The following is a 26,190-nucleotide window of genomic DNA, read 5'->3' as shown; positions in this document are numbered from 1 at the left end:
ACTTTTTCTAATAATTAATTTTAGGAGGTTTTTATGAAAATCGAAGATTTGCAAAAAAAAGCAAAAATATTGAAAAAAGATATTATTGAAATGATTTATAGGGCAAAATCAGGGCATCCGGGAGGTTCACTTTCAATTGCTGATATTCTGGCTGTGCTTTACTGGAAGGAAATGAACATCGACCCAGAAAATCCAAAAATGGAAAACAGAGACAGATTAGTTCTTAGTAAAGGTCATGCTGCTCCTGCACTGTATGCGGCTTTGATAGAAAAAGGATTTTTAGGATATGAAGGGAAAAATCTTATTCCAACACTTAGAAAATGGCACTCTCCGCTTCAAGGGCATCCTGACATGAAAAAACTGGCTGGAGTTGAAATGTCAACAGGTTCACTTGGGCAAGGACTGTCTACAGCAAATGGAATGGCTTTGAGTGCAAAAATTTACAATAATGACTACAGAGTTTATACAATCTTAGGAGATGGAGAATTACAGGAAGGGCAAGTTTGGGAAGCGGCTATGACAGCTGCACATTACAAGCTTGACAATTTAGTTGCGATAGTTGACTATAATAATTTACAGATTGATGGAAAAGTTTCGAATGTAATGGATGTCGCTCCGATTGGGGAAAAATTCAAGGCATTCAAATGGAATGTAATCGAGATTGACGGACACAATTATGAAGAAATCATAAATGCTTTTGACACAGCAAGAACAGTTAAAGGACAGCCGACAGTAATAGTTGCAAACACTGTAAAAGGAAAAGGTGTTTCATTTATGGAAAATAACGCTGGATTCCACGGAGCTGCTCCAAATGATGAAGAATATAAGAAGGCAATGGAAGAATTGAGTTAATAATAGCAAGGGAAATCAAACGCCATTTCCCTTCATTTCGCAATAATAGTTATTTTAACATATTTAAATAATGGTGTATTAAAGAGAATGGCGAAAGTGCTATGCACTAACCCTGGCTTGTGGAATAGTATGAGAAAGTTTTTAAAAATAATGAAATAAAAAATAGGAGAATATGAGAATGGAAAAAAATCAACTAGAGTAGCTTATGGAGAAGCGTTAGTTAAATTGGGAAAAGTAAATAAAGATGTGGTGGTACTGGAAGCAGACTTGTCAAAATCAACAATGACCGCATATTTTAAAAAAGAGTTTCCAGAAAGACATATAAATGTTGGGATTGCAGAAGCTGATATGATTGGAACAGCTGCAGGTATTGCAACGACTGGGAAAATACCGTTTGCCTCAACTTTTGCACATTTTGCGGCGGGACGTGCTTTTGATCAGATTAGAAACTCGGTGGCATATCCACAATTGAATGTTAAAATTTGTCCAACTCACGCAGGAGTTTCGTTAGGAGAAGATGGAGGTTCGCACCAGTCAGTTGAGGATGTGGCATTAATGCGTGCAATTCCAGGAATGGTAGTGCTATCGCCAGCAGATGCAGTAGAAACAGAAAAAATGGTCTTTGCAGTGGCTGAATATGAAGGGCCTGTATATGTAAGACTTGGAAGACTGAATATACCAGTATTATTTGATGAAAACTATAAATTTGAAATAGGGAAAGCTGCAACTTTGAGAGAAGGAAATGATGTAGCAATATTAGCAACTGGTCTTATGGTATCAGAAGCTCTTGAAGCAGCAAAATTACTAGAAGAAAAAGGAGTAAAAGCAAGAGTGGTAAATGTTTCTACGATAAAGCCGTTAGACACAGAAACAGTTCTAAAAGCGGCAAAAGAATGTAAATTTATTGTAACAAGTGAAGAACATTCTGTAATTGGGGGACTTGGAAGTGCAGTTTCAGAATATTTATCAGAAGTTCATCCGACAAAAGTTGTAAAACATGGAATACAGGATGTTTTTGGACAAAGTGCAGATGGGGAGACTATGCTTACGAATTATGGGCTTAGAGCGAAGGATATTGCACAAACAGTGCTGAATAATTTAAAATAGTAAATTAAGTGAACAATAATAGAAAAGCCATACCAATTTTCAAAATGAGGAGAATAGGTATGGCTTTACTTAAAAAGAGAGGTATTTTTATGGATTTAAAAAATATGGTAAGCGGGACTGATATTCGGGGAATAGTTTCAAAATACGAGGATAAGGACATTAATTTATCTGAAAAGAAAGTTGAGTTCATAGCAAAAGGATTTGGGCTTTGGATAACTGAAAAATGTGATGAAATAGCAAAGAGTGAAAACAGGAAGATTAAAGTGGCAGTTGGGCACGATGCAAGGCATACAGGACCTAAATTTTCAGAAATTATAAGAAAAACTTTGATGGAAATGGGAATTGATGTATATGATTGCGGAATGTCAATAACACCATCACTATTTATGACTACAATATTTGAGGATTATAAAGCTGATGGCGCAATGATGATAACTGCCAGCCATTTACCGAGCTGCTACAACGGAATTAAATTTTTTACGAAAAATGGGGGCTTCAAAAAAGTGATGTCAATGAATTTCTAGAAATGGCTGAAAAACAAGAAGAAAATTTGATTAAAGAAGAAAAAGGTTTAGAAATTGTAAAAAATCTAGCAGATGACTATGCTTCATATATATGCGAACTAATAAAAAATAAAATTGGGAAAGGGGACAAGCCTCTAAAAAACCTACGGATAGTGATAGATGCAGGAAATGGAGCTGCGGGATTTTTTGCTGAAAAGGTAATAGAAGTTCTAGGTGGAGATACTGCTGGAAGCCAATTTTTAAATCCTGATGGTAACTTTCCAAATCATATTCCGAATCCTGAAGAAAAAGAAGCGATAGAATCAATAAAAAAAGCAGTTCTTGATAATAATGCAGATTTTGGAATAATATTTGATGCAGATGGAGATAGAAGTGCCTTTATAGATAAGAATGGACGTGAAATTAACAGAAATAACCTTATCGCATTGCTTAGTGAAATATTGTTAAAAGAACATTCTGGTGGGATAATTGTAACAGATTCGATTACATCGGCAGGGCTAAAAAAGTTTATAGAAAACCGTGGCGGGATTCACCACAGATTCCAGCGAGGATACAAGAACGTAATAAACGAATCTATAAGACTGAATAATGAAGGAAAGTATTCTCCTCTTGCTATAGAAACGTCAGGACATGCCGCATTTAAAGAAAATTATTTTCTTGATGATGGAGCATACATGGCTGCAAGGCTTTTGATTCAGCTTGTGGAGAGCAGGGAAAAAGGAGTTGAATTTACAGATGTTTTGAATGAGCTGCCTGAGCCTGTTGAGGAAATAGAAATAAGAATTCCTATAAAAGATAAAGATTTTCGGGCTTGTGGAGAAAAAATTGTGGAAAACTTTAGAGAATATGCTGAAAAAAAAGAAGATTGGAGCCTAGAAAGTCCTAACTATGAAGGTGTAAGAGTAAATGTAGGTCAAAAAAGCTGGTTTTTAATCAGATTATCACTGCACGAACCACTTTTGTGCGTTAATATAGAAGCAGAAAAAGAAGGAATGGGGAATGATATTTTAGAAGAATTGAAAGATTATTTAAAAAAATACGAAAAAATGGAAATTTAAGAAAAAATAAAAAATAAAAATTAATCTATTCTATAAAATTTAGCAGGGAGAAGATTGATAATGCTCCCTGCATTTTTTAATAAGTTCTAAACTTTGATAAATTATTAACTTTATTCAGACGTTTTGTATATTTGTCATAATCACTTAGTAGTATTCCCATATAAAGCATGTCTACTAATGCTAATTGTGATATTCTAGATGACATTGTTTCACTGTAAAATGTCTTTTCCGTATCTCCTGTAAATAAAGTAATATCTGCATATTTTGTTATTTTGGAAGCCTTAAAATTTGTTAGTACAAGAGTTTTTGCTCCAGATTCCTTGGCAATATGTAAAGCATCAATAGTATCTTTTGTTCCGCCAGAATGAGATATTGCTATTGCCAAATCATTTTCAGTTAAATGACAGGCACAAAGTTGCTGAAGATGGTTATCCGAATAAGTACGACAATTTATACCAACACGTGTAAGCTTATTCATAAAGTCATTTCCAATACTTCCAGAATTTCCTACACCATATATATCAATTATATTAGAATTTGTTATTAATTCAATAGCTTTTCTATAGTCTTTATAGTTTAAAAACTTCAATGTATCTTCTAGTGCCTTGATTGATAAACCAATTATTTTTATTGGTAAATCTTCCAATTTATCATTTTTGTTGACATGCAAATCTAAAAGTATTTTATCATTCTTAATTTCATCATTTTGAGGCAATGATTTCAACAGTTCTATTTTAAATTCCTTAAAGCCATCATATCCCAATGCCTTTGTAAATCTGATGACTGTTGGTGTACTGACATCAGATTGTTTAGCGACCTCTTCAAGTCCCATTATTGAAATTTTCTCCTTATTTTGCAATACATAATCTGCAACCTTTTGTTCAGATTTTCTTAACTCTCCATACACTTCCCTGATTTTACTTTCATAATTTTTATTTAATTCTAGTCGTTTATTATTCATAATCTCTCACTCTTCCAAAAAAGTCAATAAAATTTTTATAAGTTACCATCTCAATATCATTTTCGGAATATCCTCTTTTTTTCAAGGCTTTTTTCACATTTCCTAACTCTGTAACATCGTGAAGACCAAGAAGTCCGTCAGCTTCTACTCCTTCTGGAGTATAATATTCCGCAAAGTCAAGTCCAAATCCAACTTTATCCAGTCCAATTTTTTCAGCTACATACTCTAAATGATTTAAAAGCATTTCTAGATTTTTCTCATTTTCATTTTGACTGACAAAATTATGGTAACTGTTCATTCCGACCATTCCCCCACGCTCACCAATACATAAAATTTGATCATCAGTCAAATTTCTCATTGACGGACAAAGGCTTCTGGCATTAGAATGTGAAGCAAAAAAAGGCTTTTTAGAATATTTGGCAATATCCCAGAATGTTTTATCATTGGCATGTGAAACATCAAGCAGGATTCTCAATTCATTGATTATTCTCACAGCATCAATTCCAAGTGAAGTCAATCCCCTGTTTTTATCTCCGCTCTGCCCTGTTGCAAAAGCGTTTGTTTCATTCCAAGTCATTCCAATATGTCGCACACCAAGCTGATTTAATAAATAAATATAGTCAAGTTTATCTCCAATCCCTGGAAGCCCTTCTATCCCAAGCATAACTCCAAACTTTTTATCTTCTTCCTTAGTAGTTTTCCAATTTTCAAAAATTTTAAAATCAGATGGCTCTTTTATAACCTTTATCAAATCTCTTGCATGATACAATTCCTCAGTCATTGCTCGCAAATCTGCAAAAAAATATTCTTCAGCATTCTCCACTTCATTTACATTCAAATAAATAACAAAAATTCCTCCAGAAAGACCTCCTTTTAAGAATTTTTCTTTATATTTATTTCTAATAACATCTTTATTTCCCTTCTGATATTCCCAAAAATTATCTGTCCACACATCTGCATGCATATCAAAAAACATTGATTTTTTCCTTCTTTCTATGTAAATTTATTTATACTATTTTCTGTACTTCTATTTTTCAAAATAAATTTCATTTATATTTTCATTAATCTTCAAAGTACATTTTGCTCCCATCGGCATTGTTATCAAGTCAGGCTTTTCATGTCCACTTTCAAGTCCATAAATTACAGGTTTTTCATAATCCTTGAAAAAATCTTTTAAAAAATCGATTAACTCATAATTTTCTCCATAAGTATTTTCACAGCCCGCAAAATTACCTAACAAAACCGCATTACAGTCTTCAAATTTTCCAGCATATTTCAAATGTGTCATCATTCTGTCAATTCTGCTGATTTCCTCTTCAATTTCTTCAATAAAAAATATTTTCCCTTTCGTATCAATTTCATAATCAGTCCCCAAAGTTGTAACAATTATTGAAAGATTTCCACCAGTTAATTCACCATTTATTTTTTTATTTTCAAAATCTTTTTTATACAAAAGTAAAGTTTCTTTTTCTGCTCCAGTTTTTTCATCTGTTGGATTTTCAAATTTCCACTTTTCTCCTTTTTTCTTATTCAAGGCATTAAAAAAAGATTTTTTTGTAAACTCATTAAAATCATTAAACATATTTGATTTTACCATAGGCCCATGAAAAACTCCCAAATTACACTTCTGATTGAAAGCAATGCTCAAATTTGTAACATCGCTATAACCCACAAAAACTTTAGGATTTTTCTTTATCAATTGGTAGTCCAGCTTATCCAAAAGTTGCGAAGCGCTAAATCCGCCCTTCACGCAAAAAATTCCTTTAATTTCATCATCAGAAAAAGCTCTGTGCAAATCTTTTATTCTAATTTCAGGCGTTCCCGCCATATATCCTCCAATATTCTCAAAAAGGCTTTCTCCTAAGATTGGCTCAAAACCTAAGTTTTTCACAGTTTTCTTACATTTTTCAATATCTCCTGCAAAAATAGGTGAAGAAGTGCAAACTAAAAACACTTTATCTCCTTGTTTCAATGGCTCTGGAAAATACATCTTTAAAACTCCTTTTTTATTATTTTCTTTAGTTATAAAGTTTTTTTCTAAATATTCATTTCATTAATTTCAATTTTAAAAACAACTTTTGTAACAATTTTTCTTATATTCCCAGAATTATCATTTTCAGAAACATTAAGTTCTGGCTTATGAACGTCATTTGGGAAAAATACAAGAACATCTCCAGTTGTTATAATTATATCAAATGCTTTTTCACCTTCCAGAATTACTAGATCTTTTTCAGCATCAAAACTTTTAATATCCATATTTCTCATATCTCCGACTGAAACTTTTTCAGTTCCATTAATCATAATCTGAACATCAAGATATTTTTTATGGCTTTCCCAAAATTTCTCATTTTCACTTTTTGTAAAATATTTTCCGACATTCATTTTGATATCATTATACTCAATATCATAACTTCCATTTACAAGCGATAAAATTTTATTCTCATTTTTTTTCGCAAATTCAATACAAAATTGAATATCCTTTGCTAAACTTTTGTTTTGAATTTCATCATTCACATTTGTAAAAATCATTTCTTGCACTCTCCTTCAAAATAAAATCACAGCTACTTCTCAACTGTGATTATACCCTTTTTTATTAAAAATTTCAATAAAAAAACTTATTTAAAACTTTATTTATAACATTTTAATCATATTTATTTTTTTCAAAATTTCTTTTTCCAAAATAATTTTATCAATCTTTGTTTTTAGATTTTCATCATAAAAGTTCTCAATCACTGCAAATTCACTGTTTCTGTCTAGATTTTTATCCCAAAATTTTTGAAAATATGGACGTAAAAATTTGTTTATTTCAAGCACAGCCTTCATTTCGCCTTTATGTTTCATAATATTTTGCAAATGTTCCAACACAATCGATTTTGTTTCATCAAAAGTTTGAATTGTGTTTATTTTGCCAATGTTCAGAAATTCCCTTGTTTGTGGAATTAGCCAAGGATTACCGATTATTCCACGTGAAAGTATTATACCGTCAAGATTGCAGGAGGATGTTTTTCGTTTTATCTCGGTAGGCTCAAATAAATCGCCATTTCCAAAAAAATTTATATTTCTTGGCATTTTGCTTAGTTTTTCAACAATTTCCCAGTTGGCAGTTCCAGAATACATTTGTTTTTGAGTTCGTCCATGCACACAGATAAAATCAAGGTTATGCTTATTTGCTAAATTCAAAAAAATTTCAGGATTGTCAAAATCTTTATAGCCAACACGTATTTTTATCGAAATTTCATCACCAATATTTTGCGTTTCCAAAAGAACCTGATCAACTAAGTTAGAGTTTTTAAGAAGTGCTGAGCCTGCCCCATTTTTTATAATCTTAGGCTGTGGACATCCCATATTTATATTAATTTTTCTGAATCCCAAATTTTTCAGTTTTAAAATTCCTGAAATCAATTCTTCCTTATCTCCGCCAAAAATTTGTGTTCCAGTTCGCTGTTTATCATCACACTTTAAAAGTTCATTTATTGTAGTATCATCCTCACGATTTAGTAAATTAGCATTTACCATTTCTGTAAATAAAAAATCTGGCTCAAATTTTTCAAGTATCTTTCTAAAGGAATAATCTGTAGTACCAGCCATTGGGGCAGTATATATTTTCATTTTTTCTCCTATTTTTTTATTTTACATTATATACTTAAAATGAAAAAAAATCAAATTTAGAAAGATTATTCGAATAAAATTAGAATTTGACATTTTTTAAAATTATAGTATAATAAATATCGAAGAAAAAAATAATGTTTTGTTAATAATTTTATAAATCGGAGGAAATTTGTGAAAGTAAAAAATATAATTGTTAAATTAACTATTATTTTGCCATTATTTTTGATTTTATCTTGTCAAAATAAAAACTCTGAATTGGAGAAAAAAGTAGAAAAATTAGAAAAAGAGAATGCAGAAATATTAAAAAAACAGAAAGAGCAACAAAATGCTCAAGAAAATACTGCAAATATAAAAAAAGAAGAAAAAACTTTACAACCAAAAATAAAAAATTATGAATATAAAGTAAAAGATAGAATTGCAGATTATGAAGCTGCAAGAGACAAAGTAAGTGAAGAATATGGTTGGAGCGTAGAAGAAACACAAGCAAATGAAAAGCTTAATGAAAAGCTGGATGATGAACTTACAAAAGTTTATAATTTGATAAGAGAAAGAATGTCTGAAAGTAGAAAAATTGAATTTAGAAATGAACAGAGACAATGGATAAAAAATAGAAAAAAGAAAGTAGAAAATTCGAATAATGGTGAGGATGGAAATCCTGGAATGGGTGGACGAGCTGGTGCAAATGTTGAAATATTGACTTATCAAGAGCTTACAAAAGACAGATTAATTAAATTTGCTAGAATATACGATAATATGGAGTAATGATTTTTTACAGAAAGGAAAAATAATGAATAATGAAAAACAAAATTTTAATATTAGGAATATTAACTTTAATTTCGACAAACTCAATTGCTGGTTGGACAAAATATAGAGATAAAATCATAAATGGAGTAAAAGATTCTTTTCAAAGTTATTCTGAAAACGAAGACTACACACAAAATTATATTGATGATTCTTATAATGATTATTATGAAGATGATGACGAATATGATGGTTCTGATGAAGATTATTACGACAATGATGACTATGAAAACAATTATGATGATAATAGTGATGAATATGATGATGGCTACTATTATGATTAGTTTTATTTCGATAATTTTGTTAGTTTTATTTAAATAGAGGTTTATTGAACTTCATTTTATAGATTTTTTTATTTTTAAATTTATCGATTTTTTCACGAAAGCATTTAATTCCTCAAGATAAAATATTTTCAAAGTGAAAATAAACTTAAATAATAGAATAATAGAGTACAATATCATTGAAAATAAATATTTTCTTATTAAGGAGGAGTCAATATGAAAAAAGTATTAGCAATTATTCTGTTATCATTATTAACAGTAGTTTCTTGTACAACTGCTACTGATGGAACGAGAAAAGTTAGTAAAACTGGAATCGGTGCAGGAATTGGAGCGGCTGCTGGAGCTGTAATCGGACAAGTTATTGGAAAAGATACAAAAGGTACATTAATTGGTACAGCTGGAGGAGCTGCAGTTGGAGCAGCTATTGGAAATATATTTGACAGACAGGAAAAAGAATTAAGAAATAAATTAAAAGGAACAGGAGTGGATGTAAAAAGAACTGGAGAAGGTGAAATCAAATTGACAGCACCTGAAAATATTACTTTTGATTTAAATAGCTACGTAATTAAGCCACAATTTAGAAATACACTAGATTCAGTAGCAACTGTATTAAAAACTTACCCTGACTCAACAATTGTAGTTTCAGGACATACAGACACAACAGGAAATGATGCAATTAACAATCCGCTTTCTGTAAATCGTGCAAATTCAGTAGAATCTTACCTTGAGTCACAAGGTATTTCAAGCTCAAGAATAACTTCACGTGGTTATGGAAGCAAACAGCCAATTGCAAGTAATTCAACAGAAGCTGGAAGAGCTCAAAATAGAAGAGTAGAAATTACTATAATCGCGAATCAACAATAATCTTTAAAAATTTTTAGGGGTTTTTTCAAATTAAATTTTGAATTAACTCCTTTTTTTACGAAGTTTTAAAATGATAGGTAATCTTTTTGAGATTGAAAAAAATATATAAAAAGAAATAACCGGCTATAGATGAACCTAACTTTTTACTCTCGTTTTAAACTAAAATTACTATAAATTTAGGAGATTTTTATGAAAAAAAATATATTATTAAAATTTATGCTGTTAATCGGTATTTTACTAAGTTTCACATTAAATGCGGGAAATAAAGAAAATTTTAACAATTTTGAAAAATTTTCATTTAGAATGTCAAATAATCCCGATTACATAAGCTACAGAATAATATCAGGAAATGGGGATAAATATCCTGTTCAGCTAAATGTGGGAAATTATCTGGCTTTTATGCCTTCACGATATGCTGCAGTTAATGTTTATGAATTTTTATCTGATACGTTGAAAAAAGATTTTAAAATTATAAAGGTAAATAAAAAAGGAAAAATAACGGATCAATCTAAAATTATAAAATATTCGTCAAATGATTTTTTTCTAAACTACAAAGACAATGTAGATTTTGAGAAAGCTGAACTAAAGTCGCTAGGAATGGTATTTGCAGGAGTAAAAAATGTAGGAATAGGAGAATATAAAATAACTGCTTATGGGAACAAGGGAATTTCTGGAGGAATTGACAGTAAAGGGCTAAATTGGTTAAACTTGGCATTTATTCCTACAAATTCAGCATTTTATATAAAAATGACAGGCGATAAAAATTTGGTGTGGAGTCCAAATCGTGATTATAACAGTATTCAATATACATTTTCAGTTGAGAATGGAAAAGTAATGGCTGTGGATAAAAAAGGAAAACATTATTTAACTATTTATCAAAAGGATAACTCTCTATTTGTGGATATGGCGAAATATAATCTTGAATTTCGTGTAAATCAGTCTGAAAATCAGTTGGAATATTGGATAAATCATAAATTAAAATATGTGGAAAAATATCAGATTATATAAAAGAAAATTTATACTATTTTTCATCTAAATAGCAAATGTTTAATAAATTTTGAATTGTATACTATTTTCTAATGTGATTTAGCATTGGATTATTCTGTTTAATATAAGTTTTTACTATTTTTATTATGTTTTTTCTTTATTTTCGCAGGATTGATCATTGCCGTAAATCCTTATCTTGCAGTAAAGGTTTATACTGAGAATCTCTGTCGGTTTATTAACAGAAAAAAATTATATTTTACTTATTTTTAAATATTAGGTTTTTATCTTTTATTGGAAAAGTTTGTAATAAATTCATTATTTAAATAGGGTTTAGTGTTAAAATATTTATAAATATAATAAAAAAGGGGATTTTACTCCCCTGCCATTTCTTTAGACTTTTCCGTACAAGACTTAACGGCTTCCATTACAGTTCCTCTAAATTTACCATCTTCCAGTACTTTCAAGGCGGCAATTGTAGTTCCTCCTGGAGAAGTTACCTCATCTTTCAAAATTCCTGGATGTTTTTTTGTTTCAAGCATCATTTTGGCTGAACCTAACACCGTTTGGGCAATAATTTCATAAGCTTTGTCCCTTGGCATTCCTTCCAGTACCCCGCCATCCGCAAGAGCCTCCATAAATACGTAAACATACGCTGGTAAAGAGCCACTAATTCCTGTATATACATGCATAAGTTTTTCCTCAATTTCAATACTTTTTCCAAAACTATTCAACAATTTAAAAATCATACTTTTTTCATTTTCCTGAATGTTATGATTAAAAGAAACTGCCGTCATTCCTTCCATCACTTGAGCAGGTGTGTTTGGCATAGTTCTAATAACTTTTTTGTCAGTTCCAATAATATTTTCAATAAAACCAATGCTAATTCCAGCAGCAATTGATAAAACAATAGTTTTTTCTGACAAGTCATCTTTTATTTTATCCAGTACTTTTGGAATAATATTTGGTTTTACAGAAAGGATGAGAATATCGCTTTCTTTTGCAAGTTCGTTTTCATTTTCTGCTTTTTTTACACCGTACTCTTTTGATAATTCTTGAATTTTTTCCTTGTTTAAATCAAAAATAGTTATATTTTTATTTTCAAGAAAGTTTGAAGATGTAACGCCTTTCAATATAGAGCTTCCCATATTTCCTGCTCCAATAATTCCTAATTTCATTTGATTTTGCTCCTTATTCTGATATTAAAAAAATTATTCTAGAAATTTTAAAATTTTAATTTAAATACACACTATTTGTTATTTCTAAAAATTTTTGCACTTCTTTTATAGATAGTTTCGTTATTTCCTAATTTTAGATTTGTAAGGCATGCTGCTACAAAGAAATAGTCAGAAAGTCTATTGATATATTGAAGTCCAACTTTATTTATTCCTTCATTTGCTTCAATTACAGCAATCATTTTTCGTTCCAAGCTACGAGTGCTTGTCCTCATAAGATGAAACATGCTTGACATTCTGCTTCCTCCAGGAATTACAAAACATTCTAATTTAGGCAATTGTGGAATATATTCATCCATTCTTTCCTCAAGCCATTTCACATCATCAATTGTTTGCTTGTACTCTCGCAATCCATCAGGAGTCGCAAGGTCACTTCCACAGTCAAAAAGCTGCTGCTGTATATTTTCACATTCTTCACGTATCTTTCCAAGTATATCATTCAGCTTTTCATCTTCACGAATTTCAGCAATAATTACTCCAAGTAATGAACAAACTTCATCCATTGTTCCATATGCTTCTACTCTAACATGAGTCTTGCTGACTCTTTGTCCACCATAAAGTCTTGTAAAACCTTCATCACCATATTTTGTGTATATTTTCATAAATATCAACTTCCTTTAATATATTTTTATTATTTTCCAATAATCTTTTAATTTTTAAATTTCATATAAATTATCTATAAATTCATCAAAATTATCCGCTATTTTTATAACGAATGTAAATGCGTAATAAAAATAAATTCCTCCATTCACTTTGTGTAAAAGAAAAATTTCATCTTCTTTATTTTCAATTAAATCAAGCGGAATCAAATCATCTCTTAATTTTTCCTCGTTATCTAATCCAATATGAGGAGAGTGTTTCCAATTTTTCACACATGCCTCTAAAACTCTATCTTCAAAGAATAATTGCCATACACTTAATAATTTTTTATCACAAAAAAAGGATTCTATTTGTTCATTAAACATTTCTTTTTCTTCTTCATCTTCCAAATCGTAAGCATCTTTATACATTTCACATAAAATTTCTTTAATTTTTTCATAAGTTTCATTTTTTAATTTATAACCATATTTTCCAGAACAATAAATAGCATCATTTTCTTCTATCAATTTTCTGTATTTATTTAACCCTAATTTATCAAGTAATTCTGTTGATAAATATTTTCTTTCATCAAAATTTTTTCTTTTATCCAGTTCAAAATACTTCATCATTTCTTATATTTTCTCCTATTTATTATTATTTTTTTTATTTTATTTGCTAACAATTTCCACGCTTTTTCTATAAAATATTAGACCAATATTTACTTTTCCTTATTTCTCCAATAATCCCACTACCTCAATATGCCCAGTTTGCGGGAACATATCCACAGGAGTAACTTTCGTTAATACATACCCATTTTCAGCTAAAATCTTCACATCTCGTGCAAAAGTGGCAGGATTGCAGGAAATATAGACAATTTTTTCAATTTTGTTCTTTACAACACTCTTTAATGCTGACTCTTCGATTCCTCGTCTTGGCGGGTCAAAAACTATTGCTCCGACATCTTCTCTCTTCAAAATTTTTGGGAGTTCTTTCTCAACTTTTCCATTTACAAATTCTACATTTTGAATGGAGTTTTCATAAGAAGTCAGTTTTGCGGCAAGTGTTGAACTTTCTACACTTTCAATTCCAATAACCTTCTTTATATTTTTTGAAAGCATCATCGCAATTGTTCCAGTCCCTGAAAATGCGTCAATTACTGTTTTTTCGTAGATTTTATCAATATTTTTATTTTCTTCATTCAAAAATTTTATTGCAACATCGTAAAGTTTTAGTGCCTGTTTTTTATTAATTTGGAAAAATGAATTTGGATAAATCTTGAATTTTAATCCTTCCATTTCCTCTTCCAAATACTGACTTCCAAATAAATGAACATTTTTACCTAAAATTACATTATTCTGCTCAGTTTTTACAGAAATATAGATTGATTTTATGCAGTCATTTTCATCATACATTTCTTCCAGAACTTTTGAAAGTTGATTATACTGCGAATTTTTATTCACGACAACAACTATCATAACTTCATCTTTTTCATTATTTCTAACCATTATCTGCTTCAAAAATCCAGTATTATTTACTTCATTAAAAACTTTAAATTCCTTTTTTGTGCCTGCAAAACTATTTACTTTCTGCAAAAATTTATCAATAATTATTTTAGCAATTTCTGACTTCAGAAGACTTTCTTTAGCTGAAAATACATTGTGGGACTTTCTTGAATAAAATCCTGTCTGAATAATTCCATTCTTTTTGAAAAATGGCTCAGCCGTCTTGTTTCTATAATTAATTTTTTTATCACTTCCAATAATTTTGCTAATTTTTACCTTTTTCAAATCAATTTCAGCAATCTTTGTCAACACTTCTTCAAGCATTTTATCCTTATATTCAAGCTGTTTCTCATATTTAAGCATTCCAAAATCACAGCCATCAAAATCCTCAAAACTAATTTTGGACAAATCCTCAATCCTGTCCTTTGATGGTTCAATTATCCTAGTTATAAGCCCTCTTGCATACGACTTTTTTACCGAGATAATCTCCACTTCCAATTTATCTCCTGGCACACTCATCGGTACAAATACTGTAAATCCATCAACTCTTCCGAGTCCTTCCCCACCAAATACTATTTTTTCTATTTGAATTTCCAGTTTTTGCCCAATTTCATAATTATTTTTTATTTTATCCATCTCATTCCTTTTTTATTTCAAATATTCTTTTCAAATATCCAAATAAATTATTTTTTATTAATTTTTATATATTTTGATTAATAAATATTTTTTCATATTACTATGTTTTTTCTTTATTTATTTTCGTAGGATTGCTCATTGCCGCAAATCCTTATCTTGCAGTAAAGGTTTGTCCTAATAATTAAAATTGTGGCAAGATTGCTACGCAATAACCTATGGCTAGTCTACGACATTTTTCTGCACTGACAAAAAACTCGCTATGCTCAAACAGTTTTGCCAGTACAGAAAAATGCTCCGACGGATTAATTTATAATAAACGCTATTTAAAAAAATAAGAATTATATTTTAAATTACTTGAAAACATCAGGTTTATATAATTTATTAGAAAAGTTTGTAATAAATTCGTTATTTAAATGGGGATTAGTGCATAGCACTTTCGCCAATATCTAAAATTATAATTTGAAGAAATTAAAATAACTATTATTGCGAAAAAGAGCATGACGTTTGATACCCTTACGTTAAAAAGTTTAAAAATATAAAATATAAATAGGGAAAATAAACATTAATAAGTAAATCTTTAATAAAAACTTTTTATTTCAAATATTCTAAAATATTTTTCAATTGTAATCCCATTCCGATTTTCAAGCTTTCCTCATCAATATTAAATTTTGGATGGTGCAAATCATAGATTAAGCCTTTTTCTTCGACTCTTGTTCCCAGTCTGAAAAAACACCCAGGTATTTCATTTAGGAAATAACTAACATCTTCAACATCCATTCTAGGCTGCTTTATTAATTCCAGAGCATTTTTACCGTATAAGTCAATAATATTATTTTCTACTTTTTTTGTTATTTCTTCGTTGTTAATTACAGGAGCATAGCCACGCTTAATATCCACGTTTACTGTTCCGCCTAGTGATTCTACAAATTTAGGCAGGTCTTTTTCAATTGTTTCAATTATAAATGTTCTTGTTTCTTCGGACATTGTTCTTGCAGTTCCTCTCATTTCCACTTTATCACACACTACATTATCAGCAAAGCCTCCGTTAAATGTTCCTATTGTAATTACGGCTTCTTCTCTTGGATCAATTCTTCTGCTCACTATTGATTGTAAGTATTCCATAACTTTTGCTCCGATTAAGATTGCATCAACTCCTTTGTGAGGCAATGCGGCGTGGGCAGAAGTACCATTTATCGTAAGGTGTATTCTTGCTGATGAAGCATGTGCTTTTCCATATTTTATCCCAATTTTCCCAAGTTTTATTTCTGGAGCCATGTGTAATGCAAAAAAGGCATCTATTTTTCGATTTTCATCATTTTCAAATTTTAATCCTCCATTTTTTATCATTCTGTCAGCACCGCCAGTTGTTTCTTCCGCAGGCTGAAAGAAAAATCTCACAGTTCCGTGCCATTTATCCTTGTTATCTGCCAAAATTTTTGCTACTCCAAGTTGAATAGTTGTATGTGCATCATGTCCGCAAGCATGCATTTTCCCAATATTTTTTGACTTGTATTCAACTTCATTTTCTTCGAAAATTGGCAATGCATCAATATCTGCACGAGTCGCAACTGTCTTATTTTTCATATTTTCCTTATCATTATAAATTGTCGCAACAACTCCTGTATTTATAATCTCAGAAAATTCAATTCCATTTTCTGCTAAAAATTTCTTTATTAATTTACTCGTTTCAATTTCTTCATCCCCAAGTTCAGGATTTTCGTGAATAGTTCGTCTAATCTTTACCATTTCGTCATAAATTTTATCCACATTTTCTTTTATAAACTCGTTAATTTTAAGCAATTCCATTTTTCCCTCATCCCTTTCTAAATCTCTGTTTTTTTATGATTTTATTATATCAAAAAATATTGCCTTTGTAAATTTCTAAAAAATTTTAGATTTACTATAAAAATAGAAGAATCAATAATTTTGAAAAGTAATGCCAAAAACATTATTATCTTTTTTTATTTGGAGCAATAAAATTTTTATGATACAATAATTATATAATAAAATTAAAATCAAAAATTTTAATCATTCTATTATGTTAGTAGTTTATTAGCATGAATTTGAAGAGATTAATTATATTTGTGAAAGGAATAAAAATATGAAAAAAATAGAAACAATAATTAAAGAAAAAGAGTGCATTTTGTATATAAAAAAAAATAAAAATCCAGACTACGTTTTGATACAGCCTGTAGACGAAAATGATATCAAAGTTCTAGATAATGAAGTGAAATATATTTCTGAAAATACAAATAAAAATTTTAGTCTTATTGCATTTAAAATAAACGACTGGAACAGCGAACTGACTCCGTGGGAAATGCCACTTCTTCGTGGGAAAGGTAACTTTGGAAATAGAGCTGATAAAACGTTGAATTTTATAAAGGAAAAATTGATTCCAAATTTGGAAGAATTTATGAATATTCAAGATAAGAATGTGAAATATATTTTAGGTGGATATTCTCTTGCTGGGTTATTTTCGCTGTGGTCTGGTTATAAAACTAATACTTTTTATGGAGTAGCAGGCGTTTCTCCTTCTGTATGGTATGAGGGCTGGATAGATTTTGTAAGAAATGCTGAACTAAAGGCAAATAATGTATATCTAAGCCTTGGAAAACTGGAAGAAACTTCTAAACATAAAATATTAGCTAAAATTGGTGATAATATAAGGGAATATTCTGAAATATTAAAAAATTCTGGAATTGAAAAAAGTATTTTGGAATGGAATGAGGGAAATCATTTTAACAATTCAGATATACGAACTGGAAAAGGATTTGTTTGGATTTTAGAAAATTGTTAAATTTATTAATCGAAATCCCTAAGGGTAGAGATAGAGGTGAAATTCGAGATTTTTCGAATATCTAGTTAATCTGTAAACAATATACATAATAACTAGAAGTCTAATAAGTTCATCGCTATTCACTGCTCTAAACCTCCTTATAATAGAATATGAGTTTACTGAACTCTTTGTTATTATAACAAAAAAAGCTAGAAAATTCTAGCTTAATTTGTCAGTAATTTTATTCTATTATAAGTTCCCCTTAGGGTTTTTAACAATTTAATTATATCATATTTTAAAAAAAAGTCAATTAGTCAAAAAAATATTTTCTTAAAAAATTTAAAACTTCAAAATATATATTTTTTGTTGTATTAGTAATAGTAAATTCATCAAAAATATGTTAAATGTAGATAGTTTAACACATTTATTCATAGTTCCTGCAATGAAAAATTTTGATGCTTTAACAGCTCTTGAAAAATGGACTGAAGAAAATATGGCGCCAGATTGCCTAGTTGAAAAAGCTGGAAAAAAATATCTAGATCAAAATAAGGAACAGCCATTTTGTCCATATCTGAAGGTAGCAACTTATATTGGTGGAGAACAAGAATAAAGCAGAAAATTTCAAGTATAAATAATAGATATAAAAATGATGTTGAAAAAATTAAATCAAAACATCATTTTTTATTAAAAAAAATTAAGAAAGGGTATTGACTTTTTTAAAAAATAGGTTATATTAGTAGTAAGATATATATAGGAACGTTCTCATATAATTAAATTAATTAGATTATATTGATAATAAGCTGCGAAGGACACTATTTAATGAGAACGCTCTCATAAACAGAAGGAGGAAATTATGATTTTAAAAAAGAAAGATAACAGCTAATCAGGAGCGCTTCTATAAATAGATGACAAAATTTTGATTCTTGAAAAAGAAGTAAAATAGGTAACTAAGAACGCTCCTATGAATAAAAGGAGAAATTGTAATTTGTGGAAAAAATCAAAAAATTAAACTGGGAGCGATTCCACAAATAAAAGGAGGAAATTATGATTCTTGAAAAAGAAAGAAAACAAGTAATTGAATATTCTCTTAAATTATTGTCAGAAGGACTTACAAACGGGACAGCTGGTAATGTAAGTATTTTTAACAGAGAGAAAGGGTTGGTTGCAATAAGCCCAACTGGAGTAAACTACTCAGAATTAACTCCAGAAATGATTTCAATAGTTGATTTGGACAAAAAACTTATTGAAGGATTAAAACCCTCAAGTGAATTAGAAATGCACATGATTTTATACAGAAATCGTGAAGATGTAAATGCTGTTATACATACCCACCCAGTGTACACTACAGTATTAGCATGCTTGAGACAAGATTTGCCGGCAATTGATTATATGATTGCTGTTACAGGAGCAACGAAAGTAAGATGTGCTGAATATGCTTCATATGGTACAAAGGAACTTGCTGAAAATGCATATAAGGCAATGGGAAGTAGTCTTGCAGTAATACTTGCAAACCATGGATTGACAACAGCTGGAAAGGATATAGCAAATGCTTTCAATATAACAGTTCAGGTAGAGTATATCTCTAATTTGTATATAAAGGCGAGAAATATAGGAGAACCTATTATATTACCTGACAATGAAATGAACAGCATGCTTGAGAGATTTAAAACATACGGACAAATAAAATCTATAAAGTAGGTGATTGCATTGGGAAAAAAAGCAGTTCTGGCATTTGATTACGGAGCTTCGTCAGGTAGATTAGTTTTGGGTATCTTAAATGAGGATACTAAGAAAATAGAATTGAAGGAAATGCACAGATTTAAAAATTGCTCTGTTAAACTAAATCAATATGAATATTGGGATTTTCCTTATTTGTATAATGAATTAAAAGAAGGTTTAAAAAAAGTATTTGCAAAAGAAAGTATTGTTAATAACGAAAATATAGAGGTTCTAGGATTAGGTGTAGATACTTGGGGAGTAGATTACGGATGGATTGATGAAAAAGGAGAACTACTATCACTTCCTATATGCTATAGAGACACAAGAACGGAAGAAGTTTTTGAAGAAGTTCACAGTAAAGTTTCTCTTGAAGAAATATTTAATGAAACAGGAGTGCAGTTTTATTCTTTTAATTCAATTTATCAAATATTTTATGATATACATAAAAGAAAAGTTCTTGAAAAAGGAGCAAAACAGCTTCAATTTATGCCAAATTTATTTGCATATTTTCTTACAGGAAAAAAATCGTGGGAATATACAATCAGTTCCACTAGCGGAATGATAAATATTGATAATAAGAAATGGAGCAAAAAAATATTTGAAAAGTTGGATATTCCTGAAAGCATTGTTGGAGATATAGAACATGGAGGTCAAGTTCTTGCACCATTGAAGGAAACTATTCAGAAGGAACTAGGAATAAAACCTTTGAATGTAATCTTGACTGCATCTCATGATTCAGCAGCAGCAATAGCAGGAGCACCGTTAGTAGAAAATTCTTTATATGTAATAAACGGAACATGGTCAATAATTGGCTTTGAATCAGATGTTCCCGTTGTAAATGAAAAAGCTTTTAAAAATAATATTGTAAATGAAGGCGGAATAGAAAAAAAAGCAAGAGTGCTCAAAATGATACCAGGTTTGTGGATACTGCAGCAGCTGAAAAAAATATTTAATGAAAAAAATCTTGATATAGATTATTCAGATTTTGGAAATATGGCTAAGAAATCAAACTTGATTTCATTTGTTGATTTAGAAAATGAAAGATTTTTACACGCTGAAAAGATGGACATTGAAATAAAAGAATATTGCAGGGAAACTGGGCAAGAAGTTCCAGAGACAGATGAAGATTTACTAAGAGTAGCATATAACAGCTTAAAGAAACAGTACAATAAGAGTATAAAGGAACTAGAAAAACTGGTTGGAAATGAATTTACTTCAATTATAGCAATTGGAGGAGGAATACAGGATAAATTCCTATGTCAGGAAATTTCAGATGAAACAGATAGAGTAATTAAGGCAGGACCGATAGAAGCATCAGCATTTGGAAATATAATAACACAGTTTATCGCTCTTGGACTTGTTAAAAATTTAGAAGAAGGAAGAGAAATTGTAAAAAATTCTGTAGAAATAATAGAATATAAATCTAAAAGAAAGGAGGAAAAATAAATGGCTGAAAAAATACTGGAAATGAAAAATATAGTAAAAACTTTTCCAGGAGTAAAAGCTCTGGATCATGCTTACATTGATTTGTACGCTGGAGAAGTAAATGCTTTTCTAGGAGAAAACGGTGCTGGGAAGTCAACATTAATGAAGGTTCTTACTGGAGTATATCAAAAGGATGAAGGTGAGATAATTTACAATGGAAAAAGTGTAAATTTTAAAAATCCTAAGGAAGCACAGGAAAATGGAATAAGTATAATTTATCAGGAATTTAACCTGCTTCCTCATCTTTCAGTTGCAGACAATATATTTATTACAAGAGAATTCCAAGGAATGAAAGGGATTGTAAATGAGACTAAACAAAACGAAGAAGCTCAAAAAATTCTGAATCAGCTAGGATTAAAAATATCACCTGAGGAAAAGGTAATGAATTTAAGTGTAGCAGAACAGCAAATGGTGGAAATAGCAAAAGCACTTTCAACACATGCAAAAATATTGATTATGGATGAACCAACTGCAGCTCTTACAGACAGGGAAATTGAAAAGCTTTTTGAAGTCATTGAAAATCTTAAAAAGGATGGTGTAGGTATAATTTATATTTCACATAGGATGGAAGAACTTAAAATAATTGCAGATAGAGCAACAGTAATGAGAGATGGTAAATATATAGACACTGTAAATTATAAAGATACAACGAATGATGATTTAATAAAACTGATGGTAGGTAGAGATATAACTGAACAATATCCCGCAAGAAATGTTAAAATTGGTGAAGCTTTGCTAGAAGTTGAAAATTTGTCATATAAAAAACATGTAAAGGCAATAAATTTCTCAGTTAAAAAAGGAGAAATTTTAGGTGTTGCAGGATTAATGGGATCTGGAAGAACAGAAATGGCAAAAGTTATTTTTGGAGCCTATGAAAAATCAGGTGGAAAAGTCTTCATGGAGGGGAAAGAGGTTCATATAAAAAATCCTAAGGAAGCAATAAAGTTAGGTATCGCATATCTGACAGAGGATAGAAAAAAAGATGGACTTTTTCTTAATTTATCAATAGAAGACAATATTATGATTGCAAATTTAAATTTAGTATCAGATAAATCAGTCTTAAACAAAGTTAAATCTGAAAATATAACAAAGAAATACATAGAAAAAATGAAAATAAAAACTCCATCAAAAGAACAATTCACAAAAAATCTGAGTGGAGGAAATCAGCAAAAGGTTATATTGGCAAGATGGCTTTGTCAAAATAAGAAAATAGTAATATTTGATGAGCCTACTAGAGGAATAGATGTAGGAGCAAAAAGAGAAGTTTACAATCTTATGAATGAACTGGTCGAAACAGGAGCAGGGATTATAATGATTTCATCTGAATTACCTGAAATACTTGGAATGAGTGATAGAGTAATGATTATGCATGAAGGGAAAATAGGTAATATAATAGATATAAAAGATGCAACAGAAGAAAGAATACTATATTTTGCGACAGGAGGAATAAATAAATATGAAAAAGAATAAAATAATGCAACAATTGGTTACATTTGCCAGTTTAATAATAATGATAATATTTTTCTCAATAACATCCAGTCAGTTTTTTTCAATAACAAATTTCATGACAATCGCTTTACAGACTGCTATCATTGGAATTATAGCTATAGGAATGACATTTGTAATAATAACAGGAGGTATTGATTTATCAGTAGGTTCCATTGTAGCTTTTTCAGGAGTTATAATGGGAATGGCAATGAAAGCTGGAATTCCTACAATTCTAGCAATAATTTTAGGACTAGTAAGTGGTATAGCATGTGGAATAATAAATGGACTATTAGTATCTAAAGCTAATCTGCCTCCATTTATAACTACTTTAGGTTTAATGATGATTACTAGAGGACTTGTCTTAGCAATAACAAACGGAATCCCAGTTTCAGGATTAAACGATGGTTTTGATAAATTATCAGGTGGAACAGTATTAGGTATTCCAAATCCAGTAATTTATCTAATTATAATAACAGCAGTATTCTCATTTGTACTGAAAAAAACAGTCATTGGAAAATATACTTATGCAGTTGGAAGTAACGAAGCTGCTTCAAAACTTTCAGGAGTAAATGTAGATAAAATAAAATTATTTGTATATGGATTAAGTGGTTTTCTATGTGCTATTTCAGGAATTCTTCTTGCATCAAGATTGATTTCAGCACAACCTACTGAAGGAACAGGATACGAAATGGATGCCGTTGCCGCAGTAGTAATCGGTGGTGCGAGTCTTATGGGAGGTTCAGGATCAATTTTAGGAACAATACTAGGAGCCTTTATAATGAGTACATTGAAAAATGGGCTTAATATGCTTAATGTATCAGGATTCTGGCAACAATTTGCCATAGGAGTAGTAGTACTTGTGGCAGTATATATAGATAGTTTAAAAAATAAAAAATAAATTTAAAGGAGAGATTTCTTATGAAAAGGTTATTATTATTTTTAGTAGTATTTGCAGCGATTCTTAGCTGTGGAAAAAGTGAAGACAAAAAAGATGCTGGAGCAGGACAAGCAGCAAATTCTGGAGGCAAAATTAAAATTGAATTGGTAAGTAAAGGTTATCAGCATGAGTTTTGGAGATCAGTAGAAGCAGGAGCTAAAAAAGCTGGAGAAGAATTAGGAGTAGAAGTAAACTTTATTGGACCTGAAAAAGAAACTGAAATTGGTAAACAAGTAGGTATGGTTGAAAACGCAATTAACAAAAAAGTATCTGCGTTAGGAATCGCAGCTCTTGACCCAGATGCATTGGCAGTAGTAGCAAAAAAAGCTATGGATGCAAAAATACCAGTTGTAACATTTGATTCAAATGTAAAAGGTGATATTACATCAAGTTTTATTGCGACAGATAATAAAGTTGCAGGAGCAATGGCTGGAGAACAACTAGCAAAACTTATAAATGGAAAAGGTAAAGTAGCAGTAGTATCTCATAATCCTGGAACAACAACAGCTATAGAAAGAGAAGCTGGATTTAGGGAAGCATTGGCAAAATATCCAGATATTAAAATATTAAATACACAATTTAGTGATGGAGATAAATCAAAAGCATTGGCAATAACTCTTGATATTATCAATGCAAATCCAGATATTGCAGGAATTTATGGAACAAACGAACCTTCTATTTTTGGTGTTGCTAAAGGAGTAGAAGAAAAAGGGTTAACTGGTAAAGTAGCTCTAGTAGGAATAGACTCATCTGAAGATTTAGCTAAATTCCTTGAAAAAGGAGTTATCTCAGGACTAGTTATACAAGATCCTTACAATATGGGATATCAAACAGTACAACAATTGTATAAACTTTCAAAAGGTGAAAAAGTTGAAAAAAGAATAGACACAGGAGCAATTCTTGTAACTAAAGAAAACATAAACAATCCAGATATTACTAAAAAGATGTTTCCTTTTGGAAGAAAATAAATAAACAAAAATTTAAGGAGTGAGACTAATGAACAGATTAAGAGGAGAACTTCCTAAAGTAGGAATTCGACCTGTTATTGATGGAAGAAGAAATGGGGTTAGAGAATCTTTAGAAGAAAAAACAATGGGGATGGCAAAAAAACTTGCAGAGCTAATTTCTTCCACATTAAGACATCCTAGTGGAGAACCTGTAGAATGCGTAATTTCTGATACAACAATTGGAGGATTTTCTGAAGCAGCAAAATGTAATCAGAAATTTAAAGATCAGAATGTCGGATTATCAATAACTGTGACACCTTGTTGGTGCTATGGAAGTGAAACAATTGATATGACACCTGATATTCCAAAAGCAATTTGGGGATTTAATGGAACAGAAAGACCAGGAGCAGTTTATCTTGCAGCAGCATTGGCAGGACATGCACAACTAGGATTTCCTGCATTCGGAATTTATGGACACGATGTACAGGATTTATCTGATGATTCCATTCCTGACGATGTAAAAGAAAAATTGCTGAAATTCACAAAAGCTGGATTGGCTGTTGCAACAATGAAGGACAAATCTTACTTATCTGTAGGTGGAGTTTCCATGGGTATAGCAGGATCTATGGTGAATAGCGAATTCCTTCTAGATTATTTGGGAATTCGTCCTGAATTCAAAGATATGAGTGAAATTACTAGAAGAATACAAAATGAGATTTACGATAAGGAAGAATATGAAAAAGCTTTGAAATGGGTCAAAGAACATTGTAAAGAAGGACTAGATATAAACAAAGTTTCTAGAACAGAGGAAGTTAAAAATAAAGAATGGGAGACAGTTGTGAAAATGACTCTTATAATAAGAGACATGATGATTGGAAATCCTAAATTGGCTGAAATGGGATTTGTTGAAGAATCTGAAGGAAATAATGCAATAGTATCAGGTTTCCAAGGACAAAGACAATGGACAGATTTTATGCCTAATGGTGATTTTTCTGAAGCTATATTAAATTCATCTTTTGACTGGAATGGAATAAGACAAGCTTTTACAGTTGCAACTGAAAATGATGCTTTAAATGGAATATCTATGCTGTTTGGACACCTTTTAACTGGAACTGCGCAAATATTTGCAGATGTTAGAACTTATTGGAGTCCAGAAGCTGTAGAAAGAGTTACAGGTAAAAAATTGACAGGAAAAGCTGAAAATGGAATAATTCACTTAATTAACTCAGGATCAGCTACGTTAGATGCAACTGGAGATCAAATAAGAGATGGTAAACGAGTTATGAAACCATACTGGGAAGTTACAGAAGAAGAAGTTAACAATGCCTTAAAATCTACAAGCTGGCCTGCAGCAGATTATGATTATTTCAGAGGTGGAGGATTCTCTTCTTGCTTCCTTACAAAAGGTGAAATGCCTGTTACAATGTGCAGAATAAATCTTGTTAAAGGGCAAGGGCCTGTACTTCAAATTGCTGAAGGATATGCAATTGACATAGACAAAGATATTCATGAATCACTTGATAGCAGAACAAATCCAACTTGGCCAACAACTTGGTTTGCACCTATACTTACTGGTAAAGGAGCATTTAAAGATGTTTATTCTGTAATGAATAACTGGGGAGCAAATCATGGAGCAATATCTTATGGACATATAGGTGATGAACTGATAACACTAGCATCTATGCTTAGAATCCCAGTATGCATGCATAATGTAAATCCTGACAGAATATTCCGTCCTAAAGTTTGGGCAAGTTTTGGAGATATGAATGAAGAAGGTGCTGATTACAGAGCATGTGAAAATTTTGGGCCAATTTATAAAAAAATAGGTAAATAGAAAATATCTAA

26 protein-coding genes and 1 pseudogene are annotated in these 26,190 nt (G+C 30.5%); 16 read left to right on the top strand and 11 right to left on the bottom strand.

Annotated elements, in window-relative coordinates; all coding sequences use genetic code 11:
* The first annotated feature begins 33 nt into the window (after positions 1-33).
* The 4 genes from AB8B23_RS04550 to AB8B23_RS04535 all read left to right on the top strand — a co-directional run bounded on the left by AB8B23_RS04550 (position 34) and on the right by AB8B23_RS04535 (position 3,541).
* Complete coding sequence (locus tag AB8B23_RS04550; RefSeq protein WP_369713650.1) at positions 34-852, top strand: transketolase; 819 nt, start codon at positions 34-36, stop codon at positions 850-852.
* Positions 853-1,077: 225 nt separating this feature from the next.
* The gene (locus AB8B23_RS04545) at positions 1,078-1,959 is read left to right on the top strand and encodes a transketolase family protein (protein ID WP_369712760.1); all 882 of its coding nucleotides are present in this window, start codon (positions 1,078-1,080) and stop codon (positions 1,957-1,959) included.
* Positions 1,960-2,018: 59 nt separating this feature from the next.
* Positions 2,019-2,483 carry a hypothetical protein gene (locus AB8B23_RS04540; RefSeq protein WP_369712759.1) on the top strand — a complete coding sequence of 155 codons (465 nt, stop codon included), beginning with the start codon at positions 2,019-2,021 and terminating at the stop codon, positions 2,481-2,483.
* Between the two features lie 2 nt (positions 2,484-2,485).
* A complete protein-coding gene (locus AB8B23_RS04535) occupies positions 2,486-3,541 on the top strand; it encodes a hypothetical protein (protein WP_369713649.1) in 1,056 nt (351 codons plus the stop codon).
* Between the two features lie 76 nt (positions 3,542-3,617).
* Here AB8B23_RS04535 and AB8B23_RS04530 read toward each other — a convergent pair whose 3' ends face one another.
* From AB8B23_RS04530 to AB8B23_RS04510, 5 genes are all read right to left on the bottom strand, one after another.
* Entirely contained in the window at positions 3,618-4,502 is an 885-nt protein-coding gene (locus tag AB8B23_RS04530) for a MurR/RpiR family transcriptional regulator (RefSeq protein ID WP_369713648.1), read from the bottom strand.
* Entirely contained in the window at positions 4,495-5,478 is a 984-nt protein-coding gene (locus AB8B23_RS04525; RefSeq protein ID WP_369713646.1) for a dipeptidase, read from the bottom strand. Before AB8B23_RS04525 ends, AB8B23_RS04530 begins: the two co-directional genes overlap by 8 nt.
* A gap of 51 nt (positions 5,479-5,529) precedes the next feature.
* Complete coding sequence (locus AB8B23_RS04520; RefSeq protein ID WP_369713644.1) at positions 5,530-6,492, bottom strand: S66 peptidase family protein; 963 nt, start codon at positions 6,490-6,492, stop codon at positions 5,530-5,532.
* A 47-nt stretch (positions 6,493-6,539) separates the two neighbouring features.
* Positions 6,540-7,031 (bottom strand): YhcH/YjgK/YiaL family protein, encoded by a 492-nt coding sequence (locus AB8B23_RS04515; RefSeq protein WP_369713642.1) that lies wholly within the window; start codon positions 7,029-7,031, stop codon positions 6,540-6,542.
* 102 nt (positions 7,032-7,133) lie between these two features.
* Positions 7,134-8,111, bottom strand: coding sequence for a tRNA dihydrouridine synthase (locus tag AB8B23_RS04510; protein ID WP_369713640.1), 978 nt, complete (start codon positions 8,109-8,111; stop codon positions 7,134-7,136).
* 171 nt (positions 8,112-8,282) lie between these two features.
* Between AB8B23_RS04510 and AB8B23_RS04505 the strand changes: the two genes are divergently transcribed.
* From AB8B23_RS04505 to AB8B23_RS04490, 4 genes are all read left to right on the top strand, one after another.
* Positions 8,283-8,873, top strand: a complete 591-nt coding sequence (locus AB8B23_RS04505) for a lysozyme inhibitor LprI family protein (RefSeq protein WP_369713639.1) — start codon at positions 8,283-8,285, stop codon at positions 8,871-8,873.
* A gap of 32 nt (positions 8,874-8,905) precedes the next feature.
* Positions 8,906-9,196: a hypothetical protein gene (locus tag AB8B23_RS04500; RefSeq protein ID WP_369713638.1), complete on the top strand. Its 291-nt coding sequence runs from the start codon at positions 8,906-8,908 to the stop codon at positions 9,194-9,196.
* A gap of 213 nt (positions 9,197-9,409) precedes the next feature.
* The gene (locus AB8B23_RS04495) at positions 9,410-10,057 is read left to right on the top strand and encodes an OmpA family protein (RefSeq protein ID WP_369713636.1); all 648 of its coding nucleotides are present in this window, start codon (positions 9,410-9,412) and stop codon (positions 10,055-10,057) included.
* Between the two features lie 189 nt (positions 10,058-10,246).
* On the top strand, positions 10,247-11,065 hold the full coding sequence (locus AB8B23_RS04490) for an oligoendopeptidase (protein ID WP_369713634.1): 819 nt from the start codon (positions 10,247-10,249) through the stop codon (positions 11,063-11,065).
* A 350-nt stretch (positions 11,066-11,415) separates the two neighbouring features.
* Here AB8B23_RS04490 and proC read toward each other — a convergent pair whose 3' ends face one another.
* The 6 genes and pseudogenes from proC to AB8B23_RS04460 form a co-directional block, all read right to left on the bottom strand.
* Positions 11,416-12,219 (bottom strand): pyrroline-5-carboxylate reductase, encoded by an 804-nt coding sequence (gene proC / locus AB8B23_RS04485; RefSeq protein WP_369713632.1) that lies wholly within the window; start codon positions 12,217-12,219, stop codon positions 11,416-11,418.
* Positions 12,220-12,290: 71 nt separating this feature from the next.
* Positions 12,291-12,878, bottom strand: coding sequence for a cob(I)yrinic acid a,c-diamide adenosyltransferase (locus AB8B23_RS04480; RefSeq protein WP_369713630.1), 588 nt, complete (start codon positions 12,876-12,878; stop codon positions 12,291-12,293).
* A 54-nt stretch (positions 12,879-12,932) separates the two neighbouring features.
* Positions 12,933-13,484: a CDP-glycerol--glycerophosphate glycerophosphotransferase gene (locus AB8B23_RS04475; RefSeq protein ID WP_369713628.1), complete on the bottom strand. Its 552-nt coding sequence runs from the start codon at positions 13,482-13,484 to the stop codon at positions 12,933-12,935.
* Positions 13,485-13,583: 99 nt separating this feature from the next.
* Positions 13,584-14,993: a 23S rRNA (uracil(1939)-C(5))-methyltransferase RlmD gene (rlmD, locus tag AB8B23_RS04470; RefSeq protein ID WP_369713627.1), complete on the bottom strand. Its 1,410-nt coding sequence runs from the start codon at positions 14,991-14,993 to the stop codon at positions 13,584-13,586.
* Positions 14,994-15,093: 100 nt separating this feature from the next.
* Positions 15,094-15,300 (bottom strand): annotated as a pseudogene (locus AB8B23_RS04465) (hypothetical protein).
* A gap of 284 nt (positions 15,301-15,584) precedes the next feature.
* Entirely contained in the window at positions 15,585-16,799 is a 1,215-nt protein-coding gene (locus AB8B23_RS04460; RefSeq protein ID WP_369713626.1) for a M20 metallopeptidase family protein, read from the bottom strand.
* A gap of 295 nt (positions 16,800-17,094) precedes the next feature.
* Between AB8B23_RS04460 and AB8B23_RS04455 the strand changes: the two genes are divergently transcribed.
* The 8 genes from AB8B23_RS04455 (at position 17,095) to AB8B23_RS04420 (ending at position 26,179) form a co-directional block, all read left to right on the top strand.
* A complete protein-coding gene (locus AB8B23_RS04455) occupies positions 17,095-17,790 on the top strand; it encodes an alpha/beta hydrolase-fold protein (RefSeq protein WP_369713625.1) in 696 nt (231 codons plus the stop codon).
* Between the two features lie 376 nt (positions 17,791-18,166).
* Positions 18,167-18,379: a tannase/feruloyl esterase family alpha/beta hydrolase gene (locus AB8B23_RS04450; protein WP_369713623.1), complete on the top strand. Its 213-nt coding sequence runs from the start codon at positions 18,167-18,169 to the stop codon at positions 18,377-18,379.
* Positions 18,380-18,813: 434 nt separating this feature from the next.
* Positions 18,814-19,467 carry an L-fuculose-phosphate aldolase gene (locus AB8B23_RS04445; protein ID WP_369713621.1) on the top strand — a complete coding sequence of 218 codons (654 nt, stop codon included), beginning with the start codon at positions 18,814-18,816 and terminating at the stop codon, positions 19,465-19,467.
* Positions 19,468-19,476: 9 nt separating this feature from the next.
* Positions 19,477-20,934: a rhamnulokinase gene (locus AB8B23_RS04440; RefSeq protein ID WP_369713620.1), complete on the top strand. Its 1,458-nt coding sequence runs from the start codon at positions 19,477-19,479 to the stop codon at positions 20,932-20,934.
* Entirely contained in the window at positions 20,935-22,443 is a 1,509-nt protein-coding gene (locus AB8B23_RS04435) for a sugar ABC transporter ATP-binding protein (protein WP_369713619.1), read from the top strand.
* Positions 22,430-23,359: an ABC transporter permease gene (locus AB8B23_RS04430; RefSeq protein WP_021744210.1), complete on the top strand. Its 930-nt coding sequence runs from the start codon at positions 22,430-22,432 to the stop codon at positions 23,357-23,359. The genes AB8B23_RS04435 and AB8B23_RS04430 overlap by 14 nt, the downstream gene beginning before the upstream one ends.
* Before the next feature lie 20 nt (positions 23,360-23,379).
* Positions 23,380-24,366: an ABC transporter substrate-binding protein gene (locus tag AB8B23_RS04425; RefSeq protein WP_021744211.1), complete on the top strand. Its 987-nt coding sequence runs from the start codon at positions 23,380-23,382 to the stop codon at positions 24,364-24,366.
* 28 nt (positions 24,367-24,394) lie between these two features.
* Positions 24,395-26,179: an L-fucose isomerase gene (locus AB8B23_RS04420; protein ID WP_021744212.1), complete on the top strand. Its 1,785-nt coding sequence runs from the start codon at positions 24,395-24,397 to the stop codon at positions 26,177-26,179.
* Positions 26,180-26,190: the final 11 nt, after the last annotated feature.

This window comes from Leptotrichia sp. HSP-342, from assembly GCF_041199995.1.
Classification (GTDB): domain Bacteria; phylum Fusobacteriota; class Fusobacteriia; order Fusobacteriales; family Leptotrichiaceae; genus Leptotrichia; species Leptotrichia mesophila.
The sequence above is the reverse complement of the archived record's forward strand: the minus strand, read 5'-3'. Positions and strand labels throughout refer to the sequence as shown.